The sequence below is a fragment of the Nocardioides sp. NBC_00163 genome (genome assembly GCF_045206295.1).
Lineage (GTDB): Bacteria > Actinomycetota > Actinomycetes > Propionibacteriales > Nocardioidaceae > Nocardioides.
The window spans coordinates 4,441,924-4,459,188 of the sequence record NZ_CP108155.1; the positions used below are offsets into that span (position 1 = coordinate 4,441,924).

At 70.9% G+C, this 17,265-nt stretch carries 19 protein-coding genes; 14 read left to right on the plus strand and 5 right to left on the minus strand.

The window, feature by feature from the left end:
- The first annotated feature begins 113 nt into the window (after positions 1-113).
- Positions 114-632, plus strand: a complete 519-nt coding sequence (locus OG801_RS21210; protein WP_406031147.1) for a DUF664 domain-containing protein — start codon at positions 114-116, stop codon at positions 630-632.
- 13 nt (positions 633-645) lie between these two features.
- On the opposite strand, the gene OG801_RS21215 is transcribed toward OG801_RS21210, so the two are convergent.
- The gene (locus tag OG801_RS21215) at positions 646-1,299 is read right to left on the minus strand and encodes an SDR family oxidoreductase (RefSeq protein ID WP_406031149.1); all 654 of its coding nucleotides are present in this window, start codon (positions 1,297-1,299) and stop codon (positions 646-648) included.
- Between the two features lie 134 nt (positions 1,300-1,433).
- On the opposite strand from OG801_RS21215, the gene OG801_RS21220 reads away from it, so the two are divergent.
- Genes OG801_RS21220 through OG801_RS21230 form a run of 3 tightly spaced genes read left to right on the plus strand, consistent with a single transcriptional unit; the run spans position 1,434 to position 3,521 of the window.
- On the plus strand, positions 1,434-1,841 hold the full coding sequence (locus tag OG801_RS21220) for a DUF6069 family protein (protein WP_406031151.1): 408 nt from the start codon (positions 1,434-1,436) through the stop codon (positions 1,839-1,841).
- Positions 1,842-1,851: 10 nt separating this feature from the next.
- Positions 1,852-2,916, plus strand: a complete 1,065-nt coding sequence (locus tag OG801_RS21225) for a sensor histidine kinase (protein WP_406031153.1) — start codon at positions 1,852-1,854, stop codon at positions 2,914-2,916.
- 29 nt (positions 2,917-2,945) lie between these two features.
- Positions 2,946-3,521, plus strand: a complete 576-nt coding sequence (locus OG801_RS21230; RefSeq protein WP_406036292.1) for a DNA-binding response regulator — start codon at positions 2,946-2,948, stop codon at positions 3,519-3,521.
- Positions 3,522-3,524: 3 nt separating this feature from the next.
- Here OG801_RS21230 and OG801_RS21235 read toward each other — a convergent pair whose 3' ends face one another.
- Entirely contained in the window at positions 3,525-3,971 is a 447-nt protein-coding gene (locus tag OG801_RS21235; protein ID WP_355018243.1) for a MarR family transcriptional regulator, read from the minus strand.
- Between the two features lie 140 nt (positions 3,972-4,111).
- Here OG801_RS21235 and OG801_RS21240 point away from each other — a divergent pair, with 140 nt between their 5' ends.
- The 3 genes from OG801_RS21240 (at position 4,112) to OG801_RS21250 (ending at position 6,619) form a co-directional block, all read left to right on the plus strand.
- The gene (locus tag OG801_RS21240; RefSeq protein WP_406031155.1) at positions 4,112-5,293 is read left to right on the plus strand and encodes an MFS transporter; all 1,182 of its coding nucleotides are present in this window, start codon (positions 4,112-4,114) and stop codon (positions 5,291-5,293) included.
- A 29-nt stretch (positions 5,294-5,322) separates the two neighbouring features.
- Entirely contained in the window at positions 5,323-6,144 is an 822-nt protein-coding gene (locus tag OG801_RS21245) for an aldo/keto reductase (RefSeq protein WP_406031157.1), read from the plus strand.
- Positions 6,145-6,232: 88 nt separating this feature from the next.
- Entirely contained in the window at positions 6,233-6,619 is a 387-nt protein-coding gene (locus OG801_RS21250) for a hypothetical protein (RefSeq protein ID WP_406031159.1), read from the plus strand.
- 70 nt (positions 6,620-6,689) lie between these two features.
- Here the strand turns inward: OG801_RS21250 and OG801_RS21255 are convergent, their stop codons facing one another.
- On the minus strand, positions 6,690-8,219 hold the full coding sequence (locus OG801_RS21255) for an alpha/beta hydrolase (protein WP_406031161.1): 1,530 nt from the start codon (positions 8,217-8,219) through the stop codon (positions 6,690-6,692).
- Between the two features lie 210 nt (positions 8,220-8,429).
- Here OG801_RS21255 and OG801_RS21260 point away from each other — a divergent pair, with 210 nt between their 5' ends.
- Entirely contained in the window at positions 8,430-9,179 is a 750-nt protein-coding gene (locus OG801_RS21260) for an HAD-IIA family hydrolase (protein ID WP_355018299.1), read from the plus strand.
- On the opposite strand, the gene OG801_RS21265 is transcribed toward OG801_RS21260, so the two are convergent.
- Complete coding sequence (locus tag OG801_RS21265) at positions 9,173-9,880, minus strand: SDR family NAD(P)-dependent oxidoreductase (RefSeq protein ID WP_406031163.1); 708 nt, start codon at positions 9,878-9,880, stop codon at positions 9,173-9,175. The two genes, OG801_RS21260 and OG801_RS21265, sit on opposite strands and share 7 nt — an antisense overlap.
- Positions 9,881-10,029: 149 nt before the next feature.
- Between OG801_RS21265 and OG801_RS21270 the strand changes: the two genes are divergently transcribed.
- The 6 genes from OG801_RS21270 (at position 10,030) to OG801_RS21295 (ending at position 16,206) form a co-directional block, all read left to right on the plus strand.
- Positions 10,030-10,824 carry a helix-turn-helix transcriptional regulator gene (locus tag OG801_RS21270; protein ID WP_406031165.1) on the plus strand — a complete coding sequence of 265 codons (795 nt, stop codon included), beginning with the start codon at positions 10,030-10,032 and terminating at the stop codon, positions 10,822-10,824.
- Between the two features lie 141 nt (positions 10,825-10,965).
- Positions 10,966-12,228 (plus strand): Nramp family divalent metal transporter, encoded by a 1,263-nt coding sequence (locus tag OG801_RS21275; protein WP_406031167.1) that lies wholly within the window; start codon positions 10,966-10,968, stop codon positions 12,226-12,228.
- Between the two features lie 26 nt (positions 12,229-12,254).
- Entirely contained in the window at positions 12,255-12,920 is a 666-nt protein-coding gene (locus tag OG801_RS21280) for a response regulator transcription factor (RefSeq protein ID WP_406031169.1), read from the plus strand.
- Positions 12,921-12,943: 23 nt separating this feature from the next.
- The gene (locus OG801_RS21285; RefSeq protein WP_406031171.1) at positions 12,944-14,299 is read left to right on the plus strand and encodes a sensor histidine kinase; all 1,356 of its coding nucleotides are present in this window, start codon (positions 12,944-12,946) and stop codon (positions 14,297-14,299) included.
- A gap of 35 nt (positions 14,300-14,334) precedes the next feature.
- Complete coding sequence (locus tag OG801_RS21290; RefSeq protein ID WP_406031173.1) at positions 14,335-15,261, plus strand: TAXI family TRAP transporter solute-binding subunit; 927 nt, start codon at positions 14,335-14,337, stop codon at positions 15,259-15,261.
- A gap of 57 nt (positions 15,262-15,318) precedes the next feature.
- Complete coding sequence (locus OG801_RS21295; protein ID WP_406031175.1) at positions 15,319-16,206, plus strand: helix-turn-helix domain-containing protein; 888 nt, start codon at positions 15,319-15,321, stop codon at positions 16,204-16,206.
- On the opposite strand, the gene OG801_RS21300 is transcribed toward OG801_RS21295, so the two are convergent.
- Positions 16,093-17,265, minus strand: coding sequence for an MFS transporter (locus OG801_RS21300; RefSeq protein ID WP_406031177.1), 1,173 nt, complete (start codon positions 17,263-17,265; stop codon positions 16,093-16,095). The genes OG801_RS21295 and OG801_RS21300 overlap by 114 nt on opposite strands.

A 17,265-nucleotide genomic window follows, 5' to 3' on the forward strand; every position in this document is an offset into this window, starting at 1 on the left:
TCAGGGCGACCAGCGCGCACAGAATCCCGCCATGGCGGGAAAACGCGCTGGGACCACGGCACGCCTTGGCGAAGCGGGACGGTGTCGACCCTCCGAGGTGTAGAACGGAAGGCATGAGCGAAACCTGGCCCCAGCGACTGCTCGCGGACGGCTTCGGCCGGATCGCGGAGACCCTTCCTTCGATCGTCGACGGCCTACCGGTCGGCGACCTGCTGTGGCGGCCCTACGACCGGGCGAACTCGATCGCCTGGATCCTGTGGCACATCGCCCGGATGGAGGACGCCCAGATCGCGCCGCTCGCCGGCGCCGACGAGGTGTGGGCGCGCGACGGCTGGGTTGAGCGGTTCGCACTGCCGTACGCGCCCGGCGCGATGGGCTACGGGCAGAGTGCCGAGGAGGTCGCGGCCTTCCGGCTCGAGGACCAGGCCCTGCTGACCGGCTACTACCAGGCGGTCCACGAGGCCACGATCGAGCTGGTCGACACGTTGAGCGAGGACGACCTCGCCCGCGTCATCGACGAGCGCTGGGACCCGCCCGTCACCCTCGCGGTGAGGCTGGTCAGCGTCGTCGACGACGCCGCCCAGCACATCGGCCAGGCGGCGTATGTCAAGGGCTTGCTGGGTCTCCGCTGATTCAGCGCCCAGGTCAGAGGACGGCGGCGATGGCCTCGTCGATCGAGGCATCGCCGGAGACCAGCTCCCACTGCCTGCCGACGGTGGCGTCGTCGTCGATCACGGCGGCGATGACCGCGGCCACGTCGGCACGCGGGATGGTGTGGCGGTCGAGCTTCTCGGCCAGCTTCACCCGCCCGGTGGCGGGCTCGTCGGTGAGGCCGCCGGGACGCAGGATGGTCCAGGCGAGATCGCTGTCGCGCAGGGCGATGTCGGCGTCGCGCTTGGCCTCGACGTAGGCCTTCCACACCTCGCCCGCGTCGGCCGGGACCGGCTCGTCGACGCCGATCGCCGAGACCTGCACGAAGCGCCGGATGCCGGCGGCCTTGGCGCCCGCGATCGACTTGGTGGAGCCCTCCAGGTCGACGGTGCGCTTGCGCTCGATGTTGCCGTCGGGGCCGCCGCCGGCGGCGAAGACCACCGCGTCGCAGCCGGCGAAGGCGGCGGCGAACCCGTCGGCGTCCTGGTTCTCGATGTCGAGCAGGCCAACCTCGGCTCCGAGCCCTTCGAGCTCGGCTCGGTAGCTCTCGCTGCGTACGAGTGCGACCGGGGTGTGGCCCGCGGCCGCGAGGATCGGATGGAGATGCAGGGCGACCTTGCCGTGGCCGCCGACGATGGCGATGCGCATGCCTCCACGATAGGCACATCCACCACTGACAATTGTCACCGTCGGGTCCGGACATTCAGATCTGACGTCCGGGTGCCTCCGAGCGCGAGTCTGGAGACACCACCCACGGTGGGTGGTGGAGACGGAGGACAGGCATGACAACCGTGACGAACGAGACCGCGCAGCGCACCCGGGCGGGGTGGCCGCGGATCGCGGGGACGGCGGCCATCGCGGCCGTGGCGGCGACCGCCGTGTGGCTGCTGTGGACCGCGGCCGGGGGAGTCGAGCTGGAGGTGAAGTCGGGCGCCGGCAGCCAGCAGATCGGGGTCGGGTCGGTGATCGTCAGCAGCCTGCTGATCGCACTGGCCGGCGGGGCGCTGCTGCGCTGGTGGGAGGGCCGTTCCGAGCGCGGGACGCGGCGATGGACGATGCTCGCCGTCGCGATCGCCGTGCTCTCCCTGATCACACCGACCAGCGCGCTCACCGTGGCCGCGGGGCTGGGCCTCGCGAGCCTGCATGTCGTGGTCGCCGTTGTGGTCATCGCCGGCCTGCGGCGGCGATAAGGTGACGGACGTGTCCGGGTTGTGGTGTCACCTCCAGCGCCACGGCGTGGTGCTGGTGTGGCTGCCGGTGCTGCTGCTCTTCCCGCTGCTCAACCTCTCCGGCGAGGCGTTGCCGGCCGCCGGCCAGGTGGTCCTGGTGCTGGCCCTCGCGGCGACCGCGGTCGGGCTCGTGGTCACCGGCCGCGTCCCGGTTCTGCTGCCCGCCCTCGTCGCCCTGATCGTGCTTGCCGCCATTCAGGGCGAGGGCTGGCAGACGGTCTGGGGAGTGCTGGCCATCGTCTCCCCGGCGGTCCTGCGAGGCTGGCGCCTGCTGGTGGCGATCGTCGCGGCCACGGTCGGCGTCGCGGTCTCGATCGCGGTGATCGAGGGCATCGGCGACGCCTATCTGCTCAGCGTCGGCGGCGTCTTCCTCAGCGGCGTGACGACCACCTCGTTCCTCCGCCTCGTCGAAGCGGTCGAGCAGCTCCGCCGCACCCGGGAGGAGCTCGCCCGGACGGCGGTCGCCGAGGAGCGCGCCCGGATGTCGCGCGACCTCCACGACCTGCTCGGCCACACGCTGAGCGTGATGGTCGTCAAGGCCGAGGCCGTACGCCGCCTGACGGCTCGTGACCCCGAGGCAGCCGCCGCGCACGCGGCCGACATCGAGGAGGTCGGGCGCGCAGCCCTGGCCGATGTCCGGGCCGCCGTCGACCAGATGAAGACGCTCTCCCTGGCCGACGAGCTCGACGGCGCACGTCGCGCGCTCGACGCCGCCGGGATCCGTACGTCGGTCGCCGCTGCCCCCGCCGAGGTTCCCGACATCGCCGGCCAGGCGCTCGCCTGGGTCGTGCGCGAGGGCGCCACGAACGTGCTCCGGCACTCCGGCGCGGCCAGCTGCCGCTTCGAGCTCACCGAGGACGGCGGCCAGTTCCGACTCGCCGTGGTCGACGACGGAATCGGTGGTCCGGTGGACACGAGCGAGAGGCCGGGTGGGCTCGAGGGCCTGCGGCAGCGGTTGCATGCGGTCGACGGTCGCCTCGACGTACGTCCTGGGGCCGACGGGTTCCGCCTCGAGGCGAGGGTGCCGGCATCGTGATCCGCATCCTGCTCGCCGAGGACCAGGCGATGATGCGCGGCGCGCTCGCCGTGCTGCTCGGGCTCGAGGACGACCTCGAGGTGGTCGCCCAGGTCGGGACCGGCACCGAGATCGTGCCGACGGCGCTCGAGGTGCGCCCCGATGTGGCCCTGCTCGACATCGAGCTGCCCGGGATCAGCGGGCTCGAGGCCGCGGGCGAGCTGACCGCGAGGATCCCGGAGTGCCGGGTGATGATCCTGACGACGTTCTCCCGGCCCGGCTACGTGCGCCAGGCGATGGCTGCGGGGGCCGTCGGCTTCCTGGTCAAGGACGGGCCGGTCGAGGAGCTGGCCGACGCGATCCGCCGGGTGCTGCACGGCGAGACGGTCCTCGACCCCGCCCTGGCCGCCGCCACGCTCCGCGCCGCTCCGAACCCGCTGACCGCGCGCGAGCGCGACGTGCTCGCCGCCTCCGAGGACGGATCGAGCATCGCCGACATCGCCGGACGGCTCTTCCTCTCACCGAGCACCGTGCGCAACTATCTCTCGGCCGCGATCGGCAAGACCGGCACCCGCAACAAGACCGAGGCGGCCCTCACCGCTCGCCGCAACGGCTGGCTCGCCTGACGATCAGACCGGCGACAACGACCCGAGCGCGTGCACGAGCGGCGCGAGCTCGGGGATCTCGGCGGCCTCGTCCAGTGCCGTACGCAGCACCTCGTCGTGCAGCGGACGGGCCTTCTTCAGCAGGGCGCGTCCGGCTGGCGTGAGCTCGGTGTAGATCCCTCGGCGGTCGTCGGCACAGAGGATCCGGGTGAGGAGGTCGCGGTTCTCCAGGCGCGTGACCAGGCGGGTCGTGGCCGAGGAGGAGAGGGCCGCCGCGCGCGCCAGCTGCTGCATGCGCATGTGCCAGCCGTCCTGACGGCTGAGCGCGTCGAGGACGGTGAACTCGACGACCGACAGCCCGTGCTCGCGCTGCAGCGCCTTCTCGAGCGCGGCCTCGATCAGGCCGTGCACGGCCGCCAGCGTGCGCCAGCCCTGTGCGCGGATCTCGACGGCGTCGTCAGCGATTCCCATGGGTCCTCCTTCGTGGACACCTCAAGCATACCCGAGTTGCGCGGATAGTGCGCGCGTGCAACTATAAATACGAAGCGTGTGCAACTACTGCGCACGCGGACTATCGACAGACGCAACCCGTCCACGTTCAGGAGTCATCCATGCCCGTCGCACTGCTAGCCCTCGCGATCGGAGGGTTCGGCATCGGCCTCACCGAGTTCGTCATCATGGGCCTGCTGCCCGAGGTCTCCACCGACTTCGGGGTCAGCGAGACCACCGCCGGCTACCTCATCTCCGGCTACGCCCTCAGCGTCGCGATCGGCGCCGTCGGCCTGACCCTCCTGCTCACCCGGGTGCCCCGCAAGATCGCCCTGCTCGGCCTGATGGTGCTGTTCATCCTCGGCAACCTGATCTCCGCGATGTCGCCCGACTACGCCACGATGATGGTCGGCCGGATCGTCGCGGCTCTGTGCCACGGCGCCTTCTTCGGCATCGGCGCCGTCGTCGCCGCCCAGCTGGTCGCTCCGGAGCGCAAGGCCAGCGCGATCGCCTTCATGTTCGGCGGCCTCACTCTGGCCAACGTCCTCGGCGTACCTCTCGGCACCCTGCTCGGCCAGGCCGCCGGCTGGCGCTCGACCTTCTGGGCGATCACGGTCATCGGCATCATCGCCTTCATCGGCATCGCCCTCCTGGTCCCGGCCCACACCGGTCGCAGCGAGGCGGCCGCCCCGGCCGTACGCACCGAGCTGGCCGCCTTCGCCAGCCCGCAGGTCTGGTTCTCGATCGCCCTGACCGTGCTCGGCTTCGGCGGCATGTTCGGCGGGTTCACCTACATCGCCTTCACCCTGACCGAGGTCAGCGGCTTCTCCGCGGGCGCGGTCCCGTGGCTGCTCGTCCTCTTCGGTGTCGGCCTCTTCTTCGGCAACATCGTGGGCGCCCGGGCCGCCGACCGAGACGTGGTCAAGACCCTCGGTGTGCTGCTGAGCGCGCTGACCGTCATCCTCGCCGCCTTCGCCCTCGTCGCCAGCAGCCAGGTGCTGACCGTCGTCGCCCTGGTCCTGATGGGCGCGGTCGGCTTCGGCACGGTGCCGGCCCTGCAGATGCGGGTGATGGGGTACGCCGACCAGGCCCCCACCCTCGCCTCCGGCGCGAACATCGGCGCCTTCAACCTCGGCAACGCGCTGGGCGCCTGGATCGGCGGCGTGACCCTCGCGGCCGGGTTCGGCTACACCTCGCCGCTGTGGGCGGGCGCCGGAGTCACCGCGCTCGGCCTGCTCGTGCTGCTGGTCGCCGTCCGCGCGCCCGGGGGCGAGCGGCGTACGTCCGGGCCCGTCCCTGCCTGAACCTCACCCATCTCAGAGAAGGAAGTCTCATGACAATCCCGAACATCACCCTGAACAACGGCGTCGCGATGCCGCAGCTCGGCTACGGCGTCTTCCAGGTGCCCGACGACGAGACCGAGGCGGCCGTGACCGCGGCGCTCGAGGCCGGCTACCGCAGCATCGACACCGCGGCGGTCTACGGCAACGAGGCCGGCGTGGGCCGAGCGCTCGCGAAGTCGGGCATCGCCCGCGAGGAGCTCTTCGTCACCACGAAGCTCTGGAACGCCGACCACGAGCGGCCGGTCGAGGCGTACGAGAAGAGCCTCGAGCTCCTCGGTCTCGACCAGGTCGACCTCTACCTGATCCACTGGCCCACCCCCGCCCGCGACCTGTACGTCGGTGCCTGGCAGGGCCTCGAGGAGCTGTACGCCGCGGGGCGGACCCGCGCGATCGGCGTCTCGAACTTCCTGCCCGAGCACCTGGACCGGATCGTCGGGCTCGGCGGCACGGTGCCGGCGGTCAACCAGATCGAGCTGCACCCGGCGCTTCAGCAGCGCGCGACGGTCGCTGCCGACGACGGGCTCGGGATCGCCACCGAGGCCTGGAGCCCGCTCGCCCAGGGCGCGATGCTCCAGGACCCGGCGATCACCGCGATCGCCGACCGCCTCGGCCGCACTCCTGCCCAGGTGATCCTTCGCTGGCACCTCCAGCAGGGCCGGATCGTCATCCCCAAGTCGGTGACCCCGTCGCGGATCGCGCAGAACCTCGACGTGTTCGGTTTCGACCTCACCGACGCCGACCTGGCCGCGATCGACGCCCTGGAGAGCGAGGGCCGCACCGGCCCGGACCCGGCGACCTTCAACGCCGCCTGATATCTGCGCCTGATATCTGGGGCAGGCGTTATCGAAGGGTAATCGGCCCGAGGGAGATGTCCGGGCCGGTTGCGGGCATGCTTGGCGCATGCGATTGACCGAGCATGAGCTCACCGTGGCCCTGACCGGGACGGCCAAGTCCGTCCTGGCCTCCGGCCGGAGGTTCCGCAAGGGCGGTGCCGACATCGACAAGGTCTGGGACGAGACCGACCGCTTCCAGCGCTTCAAGCTCCTGGACAGCATCGGCACCCAGATCTTCCCGGTGCTCACCGACCTCCCTGACATCGAGGTCCCGGTCGGTGGTCGCCCGACCTTCCATGAGGAGCAGATCCGCGAGTCCGTCGAGCGCAACATCGGTGACGACGTCGGCCGGCTCCGCCGGGCGGTCACGGTCAAGGCACGCGTCGCGCTCGTCCAGGCCGCCCTTTCCAACCTGCCACCCCGGGCCGATGGCGACCTTCGCCTGGAGGGCTGACCACGCTTCAGGGCCGTCGGCGGTCTCCACCCGGCCAACCCAATGGTTGGCCGCGTGGAGACCTGGCCGACTAGCCGTCGGAGGGTGTCGCGGCGCGGGGTGCGGCGTCGGCCGAGCAGTGGTAGTCGCGCAACGGCCGCTCACCCGTGGTCAGATAGGTCGTCACCACGTGGTTCGCGCAGCGGTTCCTGCCGCCCGGGTAGACGCCGTGGCCGCTCTGGTCGGCGGTCACCATGGTGGCCCGCTTGCCCAATGCCGCCCGCATATCCCGCGCCCCCTTGAGCGGTGTCGCCGGGTCGCGAAGGTTCTGCACCATCAGGACGTTGGACGGACCCTGATCGGTGATCCGGACCTGCGGTTCGGCGGGATCCGGCCAGTACGCGCACGGCGTGATGTTGGCTCCGGCTGCACCGAACAGCGGGTACCTGATCCGGTCGACCGCGACGTTGCGCTGGTAGGTCGCCACAGACGACGGCCAGCGCGCGTCGTTGCAGATCATGTAGTAGCGACCGGAGATGAGGTTGTCCACGTCGCTCACGGCGCCGCCTCCGGGCAGCGGTGGCGGCGGCTGGTTCGCGTCGACCGCCTGCCAGATGTCCGCCAGCAGGGGCAGCTGGGTCGGGCCGTACAGGAGACCGAAGTTCATCAGCCGGAACGCGACCTGGTCGAAGGGGCCGTCCGGGGTCGGGATCGGCTTCTTCTCCAGCCGCTCGGCGAGCTCGAAGAACTTCGCTCGTACCTGCGCCGGTGTCTTGCCCAGGCCGTACTCGCGGTGGTTGGCCGCAGCGAACTTAGCGAAGGCCGGGAAAGTGTCCTCGACGCCCTTCGACCACAGCCGGTCGCTCGCGTAGTCCCAACCACCCGGGCCCAGGTTGCTGTCGAGCACGATCCGGTCGCTGCGCTGCGGGAACAGGGTGGTGTAGACCGCGCCCAGGTGGGTCCCCCAGGAGGCGCCGGCGTACGACAGCTTCGACTCGCCCAGCGCAGTCCGGATCCGATCCATGTCACGTGCGGTGTTGGCCGGGCTGACGTGCGGCAGCATCCAGGATGTCTTGGACGTCGCGCACTGCTGGGCGATCTGCTTGCTCATGGCCGCCCGCTCGGTCACCTCAGCGGCGTCGAGCGCGTACGGCGGGATGTTCCCGGTCAGCTGTTGCTCCGCGGTGAGGTCGCACGTCACCGGCGTGCTGCGGCCGATCCCGCGCGGGTCGAAGCCGATCACGTCGTAGCTGTCCCGGACGCTCTGTGGGAGCCCGGTCGCGACGAGCATCGCCGGGTAGCCCTCGCCCGCGGCGGGGCCGCCGGGGTTGGTCACCAGGATGCCGCGTCGCTTGTCGGGGTTCGTGCTCGCCAGCCGTGAGACCGCGATATCGATCGTCTTGCCGTCAGGGGCGCTGTAGTCCAGGGGGACCTTCAGGGTCCCGCACTGCATCCCTTTCGGGATCGGCACCGGAGAGATCTCGGCGGGGCACTCGCCCCACTTGATGGTGTCCGGTGGCGCAGCCTGTGCCGCGGCCGGACCTGCCAGCGAGACCCCTGGGGCCAATGTGGCCGCCAGCGAGACGACGGCGACCGCGAGCGGTACTGAGATGCGTTTCATTTGTTCCTCCCGAGGATGGTGCTGTGACGGTGTCAGTCTTCGCTGATCGGAAGACGGGAACATCCAGCCGAAGACCATTCCCGGGTGGCCGAAAGCACTATTGACCGGTGGGAAAAGTAGTAGTCGGCGACAACGGTTGGCGGTTGGGCTGCGATCGGCGAGGATGTCTCCGTGATCGACGAGCGCCCCATCAACACCTGGCTGACCGACATGGACGGTGTCCTCGTGCGTGAGGAGGAGCCGATCCCCGGCGCCGCCGAGTTCCTGGCGAAGCTCACCGAGAACTCGGTGCCGTTCATGGTGCTGACCAACAACTCGATCTACACCCCACGGGACCTGCGGGTAAGGCTGCTCCGGTCCGGTCTCGACGTCCCGGAGAAGTCGATCTGGACCTCGGCGCTCGCGACCGCGCAGTTCCTCGCCGACCAGCGGCCGGATGGATCTGCGTACGTCGTCGGGGAGGCCGGTCTGACGACCGCGCTGCACGCGGTCGGCTACGTGATGACGGAGAACGACCCTGACTACGTCGTGCTCGGCGAGACCCGCACCTACTCGTTCGAGGCGATCACCCGGGCGATCCGGCTGATCGAGGGCGGCGCGCGGTTCATCGCCACCAACCCCGACCCGAGCGGGCCGAGCCCGCAGGGCACGCTGCCCGCGACCGGCTCCGTCGCCGCGCTGATCAGCGCCGCGACCAACCGGGCGCCCTACTTCATCGGCAAGCCCAACCCGCTGATGATGCGCAGCGCCCTCAACCAGCTCGAGGCCCATTCCGAGACGACCGTGATGATCGGCGACCGGATGGACACCGACATCATCAGCGGCCTCGAGGCCGGGATGCGCACCATCCTCGTCGAGACCGGGTCGACCAGGCCCGAGCAGGTCGAGACGTTCCCGTTCCGGCCGACCCGCGTGGTCTCCTCCATCGCCGACGTACTGCCGCTGCTCGACGCTCAGTAGGGGAGCGGGCCGTGGCCGGAGACGAATGTTCCGGTCGGGCCGTCCGGGCCGACCTGTGCCATCCGGACGATGATCTCGGCACCTTCCTGGACGCTCTGGGTGCCGGTGTGCCCGTTGAGGTCCGTGTCGGTGAAGCCGGGTTCGACCGCGTTGATCCGGATGCTCGGGTAGGCCTTGGCGAGCTGGATGGTGGCGGCGTTGACGGCGGCCTTGGACGCCGGATAGCTCAGGCCCCGGTAGAAGTAGGTGAAGCCGTCGGGATCGCTCAGCATGCCCAGCGAGGCGAGACCGCTGGAGACGTTGACGACGACGGGTGCCGGCGACTTCAGCAGCAGCGGCACGAAGGCCTGGGTCACCCGGAGCCCGCCGAACAGGTTGGTCTCGAAGGTGGCACGTACGTCCTCGACGCTCTCGTCGGCGGCGGTGGGGATGGCGTTGTCGGCCAGTCGCGGCTCCACGCCGGCGTTGTTGACGAGTACGTCCAGGCCGCCGTCGGCGGCGATCTGCTCGGCAGCAGAGGTGACGGAGGCGTCGTCGGTGACGTCGATGCGTACGAACCGGGCGCCGAGCTCGGTGGCCGCGGCCCGGCCCCGGGCCTCGTCACGGGCTCCGATGTAGACGGTGTGCCCCGCGGCGAGAAGGCGGCGGGCGGTTTCCTTGCCGAGGCCCTTGTTGGCCCCGGTGATCAGTGTTGTGGTCATGCCTCCAGGCTGCGCCGGGGACGCGGGTCCAGGAAGCGGTCCGGTTTTCGTAGGACTGGCAGGGCCAGGACATCGGCGCCGCTGTGGCGGAGACTGGTGGGGTGGAGTCATCGGAGTTCGGTCGCATGCTGCGCGGTTGGCGTGATCGCGTGGAACCCGCCACCGTCGGGTTGCCGGCCGGCGGCCGTCGCCGGGCGACCGGTCTGCGGCGCGAGGAGGTCGCGCACCTGTCGGGCATCTCGGTCGACTACCTGACCAGGCTCGAGCAGGGCCGGGCGACCTCGCCGTCGGCGCAGGTGGTCGAGGCACTCGCCCGTGCGCTCCGGCTCCCGGACGCGGACCGCGACGTGCTGTTCCGTCTCGCCGGGCACGTCACCCCCGGGAGGGAGGTGATCTCCTCGCGGGTCTCGCCGAGCGTGCAGCGTCTCCTGGACCGGCTGGCGCACACCCCGGTCGTGGTCTACGACGCCGCGTGGAACCTGGTGATCGCCAATGAGGCGTACGACGCGCTGATGGGTGCGACGACGACCTGGCGCGGCCGCGAGCGCAACGCGGTATGGCGCAACATCGTCCTCGAGAGCAGCCGAGCCGTCTCCGCCCGGGCGGAGACCGAGGCGCTGCAGGCGGGTCTGGTCGCCGACCTGCGCCTCACCACTGCCCGCTACCCCGGGGACCAGCGACTGCGACGGCTCATCGAGGACCTGCGCGCTGCCAGCCCCCGCTTCGCGGACCTGTGGGAGAGCACCGACCCGTCCCGACACCACGAACCGGCGCGACACAAGATCATCGACCACCCCACGGTCGGCCGGATCGCGCTCGACTGCGACACCCTGACCGTCGCCGTCGAGGACCTGCGGATCATGGTCTACACCGCCGAACCCGGCACCGAGGACGCCGAGCGTCTGGCGCTGGCCACGGTCGTCGGCAACCAGACGCTCGGGTGAGCCGCGGGCGAGGCGCGATTTCATTGGGTTGTGTAAGGAAAGCCCGTTCAGGGCCTCTCCTCGTGGACGTGACTGTGTCGACCGTCACATAGTCGGGCGTCCGGGTGACCCCACCCGGAGAAGACCGAGGAGTTACAACTGATGACTGTCATCGATGACAAGTCCGCAGGGGCCGTCCCTCGCTGGCGCTTGATCGGACCCGGCCTGGTCGTCGCCGCGACCGGTGTCGGCGCCGCCGACCTGGTCGCCACCATGATCGCGGGCAGCAAGTACGGCTATGCGCTGCTCTGGGCCGTCGTGCTCGGATGCCTGATGAAGGTCGTGCTCGTCGAGGGAGCCGGCCGCTACAGCCTGGCGACCGGACGCACGATCTACGAGGGCTGGAGCAGCCTGGGCCGCTGGACCCACGCCTACTTCGGGCCGTACCTCATCATCTGGGGCTTCGTGTACGGGGCTGCCGCCATGTCCGGCACCGGGCTCGCCGCCCACGCTCTGTTGCCGGTGCTGTCGGTGAAGGCCTGGGGCATCATCGCCGGGCTCTTCGGCCTCGCGCTGGTCTGGACCGGCCGCTACGGACTGTTCGAGAAGGCGCTCAGCATCATGGTGCTGCTGATGTTCATCTCGATGGTCGCCGCTGCCGCGCTCACGGTGCCGAACCTGCCCGACCTCGCCGCCGGCCTGGTGCCTCGGATTCCGGACGGGTCGCTGCTCAACATCCTGAGCGTCGCCGGCGGTGTCGGCGGGACGATCACGCTTGCCGCGTACGGCTACTGGCTGCGTGAGAAGGGCTGGGCGACCCCGGCGTTCATGCGGGTGATGCGCATCGACAACTCGGTCGCGTACGTGGTGACCGGAATCTTCGTCGTCTCCACGCTCATCGTCGGGGCTGAGCTGCTGTACTCGGCAGGCATCGCGGTCGACACCGGCGACAAGGGGATGCTCGATATCGGGAACGTCCTCGAGGATCGGTACGGCCCGGCCGCCGGAACGATCTTCCTGATCGGCTTCCTCTCCGCCGCGCTGAGCTCGCTGGTGGGGGTGTGGCACGGGGTCAGCCTCATGTTCGCCGACTTCGCCGGTCACGTGCGGAAGGCACCCGAGGACGCGCCCGAGCGGATGGCCGGCGGCATCTGGTACCGCACGTACATCCTGTGGTTGACGTTCCCGCCGATCATCGCCCTGTTCCTGGACCAGCCGGTCTATCTGATCCTCGCCTACGGTGTGCTCGGGGCGCTCTTCATGCCGTTCCTCGCCATCACGCTCCTGTGGATCCTCAACACCGACCGGGTGCCGCGCGAATGGCGCAACCGGATCTCCTCGAACGTCGTGATGGGACTGTGCGCACTCGCCTTCCTGGCACTGGCAGTGCATCAGGTCCGCGTCGTCATCACCGGCGCGCTCTGATCACCGCACCACGTTAGGTTTGCTCCGTGCGGATTCTGGTGGTCGAGGACGACCCGAGCGTTGCGGAGGCGTTGGTGGACGCCTTCCAGGACGTGGGGTGGACCCCGACCCACTGCAGCCGCGGCGACGATGGCCTGCACCAGATCGCCGGGGCCGACCTCGTGGTGCTCGATCTCGGCCTGCCGGACATGGACGGGCTCGACTTCCTGCGTACGGTGCGGCGGGTCTCGACGGTTCCGGTGCTCGTGCTCACGGCCCGTGACAGTGACGGGTCTGTCGTCCTCGGCCTGCGTGCCGGCGCCGACGACTACCTGGTGAAGCCGGTCGGCAGGGCGGTGCTGCTCGCGCGCGTCCACGCGCTGGTTCGGCGGAGCCGGATGGCCTCCGCCGAACCGCGGCCGGCCGAGCGTGTGGTCACGTTGGGCGAACTGAGCGTCGACGTCGCAGCGCGCACCGTTCACCGTGGTGGGTCCCCGGTCTCGGTGACCGCTACGGAGTTCGATCTGCTGGCTGCGCTGATCGCTCGGACGGGCGAGGCGGTGAGTCGCGACGAGCTGCTGCTCCAGGTGTGGGGTACGCCGGCGGTCGGCAAGTCGCGGTCGCTGGACTTCTTCGTGACCGCGCTTCGCAGCAAGCTGGGTGGGGACCTGCCGCTGCATACGGTGCGCGGCTACGGCTTCCGGCTCGGCTGATCGAGAAGGGGAGAAGTCGGGTGATGGAGCGTCGGGTACAGGTCGTTGTCGGCCTGCTCCTGCTCGGGACGCTCCTGGCGCTGGCGTTTCCGCTGGCGACCACGCTCGCTGACCGGCGGACCGCCCGGCTCGCGTCCGAGCGGGACCGGCAGATGGCGGTGATCGCGGAGGCGGCGGCCTCCGGCCAGCCGGTCGCAGAGCTGGTCGATCGCTACCACGACGTCTACGACGAGCCGGTCCTCGTCGTCGACGCCGACGGCCAGGAGCTCTCGCTCGCAGGCGACCTCGACACCGGTGCCGCCTCGGTCAGGGGAGCGCTGCGTATCGGACTGGTGGGCGTGCCTCCCGTCGCGATGCGTCGGATCCTGCCCTGGACCACCGCGGACCCGCTGCGCGGAGCTCCGGGCCGCGAGGACGGCGAGGTCAGGTCGTACGCATTGACTCGCGTCGACACCTCGGCTGCCGCCGCACAGGTCAGGCGGGACTGGGCGCTCATCGCGGTCGGGGCGCTGGCGCTCCTGCTGCTGGCCGCGGCGCTGACCAGGCGGCTGTCGCGATGGACCATGCGTCCGGTGCACTCGCTCGAGGCAGCGGCGCGCACGATCACGCATGGGGACCGCAGCGCGGATGTGCTCGCTACCGGCCCGGCGGAGCTCCGCGGTCTGGTGGCGGAGTTCAATCGCATGGGTGCGGCCGTCGACAGGTCCCTGGAGCAGCAGCGTCAGCTGGTCGCCGACGCGTCGCATCAGCTGCGCAACCCGCTGGCGGCGCTGCGCCTGCGAGCCGACGGACTGGAGTCACATGTGAACAGCACCGGTGAGCGGGCCTATGCGGGTCTGACCAAGGAGCTGGAGCGCCTGGAGACGCTCCTCGACCAGCTGATGTCGCTGGCGCGGGCCCAGGAGGCCGGGGTGGCCCGTGCCGGTGGACGCGTGACGGTCCCGAACCAGGTGGTGGGCACCGTCATCCGTGAGCGCGTCGAGGCCTGGCGGCCGGCCGCGGAAGCGGCGGGGCAGTCCTTGGAGGTCACGAGAGACCTGCCAGAGGTGGAGGTGGCCGGGGTGCTCGACCAGATCCTCGACGTCCTCATCGACAACGCCATCCGCTATGCCGGTCCGGGCGCCCACGTCGAGCTCTCGGCGACCGAGACCGCCGACGGAGTCGTCGGCTGGGTCCGTGACGACGGTCCCGGGCTCGAACCCGACGAGTGGCACCAGGCCACCGAGCGGTTCTGGCGATCCGGCGACCAGCGGACGGGATCCGGCCTCGGGCTGGCGATCGCCGAGGAGCTCGCCGGCGCCAACGGCGGGCGCGTACGCCTGCGGCCCGCCGAACCGGTCGGGACGATTGCCGAGTTCTCGCTGCGGGTGGCGTCGTGACCTGGCTGGGTGGGCAGCTGACGAGGCGGACGCTGGTGCGAACGGTCACCGCCGCCGCCGTCGCGCCGACGGTGGCGTCCTTGGCGGGATGCCGCACCGAGACGTCGCCCGTCACGATCGCTGCCGGGACGGAGTACGGGACCTATGCGGTCTTCGCGGGCCTGCTCGCCGATCAGCTGCGTGCCGTGAGTCCTGGGCTGGAGCCGACGGTCCTGTCGACGGAGGGAAGTCTCGACAACGTACGTCTCCTCAGGGACGGCGAGGCCGCGCTCGGGCTCGCCCTCGAGGACGGCCTCGATCGGATCGTCGCTGACATGCCCGAAGCGGAGCGTCCGGTGGCGTTGGCGCGTATCTATGAGAACTATCTGCAGCTCCTCGTGACCGACGACAGTCCGATCCGCGAGGTCGGCGACCTTCGTGGACGGCGCGTCGTGCTCGGAGCCGCCGGGTCCGGCGCCGCCGTGACCGCTGTCGTGCTCCTGGAGGCAGCTGGTCTGCGGACCCGTGATCTCACGGTGAGGTACCTGGGACTGGCCGACGGTCTGGACCGGCTGCTCGAGGACGACGTCGACGCCGTGTTCTGGTCCGGCGGGATCCCGACGCCCACGATCAGCAAGGCGGGGGATCAGCGGCCGCTCCGGATGATCGATCTCGGCGCGCTCGCCGCTCCGATGTCACGACAGTCCGGCTACCGCTACTCGACCCGGAAGGTGCCACCGGTCGACTACGGTCCTCCCTCCGGTGGCACGACGATCGGCGTTCCCAACCTGCTGTTGGCGCGCCGCGACCTACCGCACCGAGTGGCGCGGGAGATCGTCGACGTCATGGTCAGCCGTGCGGACCTGCTGATCCCGGACTTCGTCCGAGGGCTTCAATATCTGGAGCCCGCCACGATGATCCAGACGGGGCGGATCCCCCTCCACCCCGGCGCCCTGTCGGCGTATCGCGCCCTGCACGGTTGACGCGCCGTCGACCGGCCTTCGGGAATAGCCCTATGGCGTTCGCACGCTGGGGCTGATGTGAACGAGGACCGCCCGTCGTGGGAGATGACGCTCGCCTACCAGGAGCAGCTGGCCGCCGGCTCCGCCGGTGAGGACGTACGCTCCGCCACCTGGTTGCTCGTCGACGACGGCACGGTCGTGCTGACGGCCGCCGGGCAGTCGCACCTGCTCCGCGCGGGGGATGCGGCTCTGGTCGGGGGCCAGGTCAGGCACCGGCTGGCGACCCACGACGGGGCCGCGGTGACGCGGGCCGATCTGCGGGCGGTCGCGGTGGCGTACCCGATCGCCAACCCGCTGGTCGTGCGCGACTTCGTCGGCCGCCACGGCGGGGTGGCCGAGCTGGTGCGGCGCTGTCCGCTGGCGGGGCCGTGCCGGCCGTCGGCGCTGTTCGCGTCGGGCTACGCGTCGCTGCTCGGAGCGGCGATGACGGCCTCCTGGCTAGAGGACACCGGGCGCGGGACCGATGGTCCCGCGCCCGTCCTGGACCCGACGGTGGCGCAGGTGCTGTCCGCGGTGATCGCGGATCCGGGACGGGCCTGGTCGGTCGAGGCGATGGCGGAGTCCGTGCACCTGTCGAGGTCGGCGCTGGGGGAGCGGTTCCGGCGCAGCCTGGGGCAGAGCCCGAGCGAGGCGCTGCGGGACGTGCGGATGCGCGCGGCCCGCCACCTGCTGGCCGGCGGTGACCGTCCGGTCGAGCAGGTGGCGTACGCCGTGGGCTATGGCTCGGGCGCGGCGTTCAGCCGCGCCTTCACCACCGTCCACGGGACCGGGCCGCAGGCGTGGCGGGACGCCTCAACCACGCGGGACGCGGACCGCGCCGAAGCCCGCCGCGGCGATCACCGCACCGACCGCTCCGATGAGGAGCACCCGCCCGACGCCGTACTCATCGAGGACCGCGCCTCCTAGCGCCGCCCCGAGGGCGATCGCGATCTGGAACGCGGTGACCTGGAGCGCCAGCGCCGACTCGGTGCGCTCGGGCTCGACGCGGGTGACCCACAGCTGCGTGCCGACCGGCACCAGGTTGAACCCGAAGCCCCACACGATCATCGCCAGCGCCATGACCGGCGTGCTCTCGGCGAGGAAGGTCAGCACCAACCCGCCCGCGAGGAGGAGCGGTGCGACGGTGACGACGACCCGCAGCCGGTGAGCGAACCGGCCGGCCGCGAGGTTGCCGAAGAGCCCGCCGAGACCCCACAGCGCCAGCATCCACATGCCGTCGCCGGGCGAGGTCGCCGAGATCGCGATCCGGATGAACGGGTACGCCACGAAGTTGCCGAGCACCACCACGACGACCAGGACCACCCCGGCGACCAGCCGTGGGTTGCGGAGCGCCTGACGCATCATGGTCAGCCCGGCCGACGGGTGGGCCGGCACCGGCGGCAGCGCCCGGGCCAGCGCGGCGGCGGAGATCAGGCTCAGCACCGCCGCGGCCGCGAACCCCCAGCGCCAGCCGGGGCCGTCGGCGAGCAGCGAGCCCAGCGGCAGGCCGACGATCGTGGCCACCGTGACGCCCAGTGCGATCGAGGTCGAGATGACGTGGTCGCGGCCCGGCGAGGCGTACGTCCCGACGGCGAAGGCGAAGGACCAGTAGCCGGCGATCGCCGCGCCCAGCACGAGCCTGCCGAGGAGCAGGACGATGAAACCGGGGGATATCGCGACCGCCAGGTTGGCGACGGCCGCGGCGACCAGCAGGCCGACCAGCAACGTACGCCGGTCCATCCGGGGAAGGATCATGGCGATGGTCGGTGCGGTCGCGGCCCCGGCGATCGCCGTCGCGGCCACCGCGAGCCCGGCCGTCCCCTCGCTGATCCCGAGGTCGCGCGCCATCGTGGGCAGTACGCCCGCGGGCAGGAACTCGCTCGAGACCAGGATCGCGATCCCGGCGGCGAGCGCGACCACCGGCGCCGCTCGGCCCTGGGAGGAGCTGGTCGGGGACGGGGTCGTTTCAGGCGAAGTCGTTGTCAC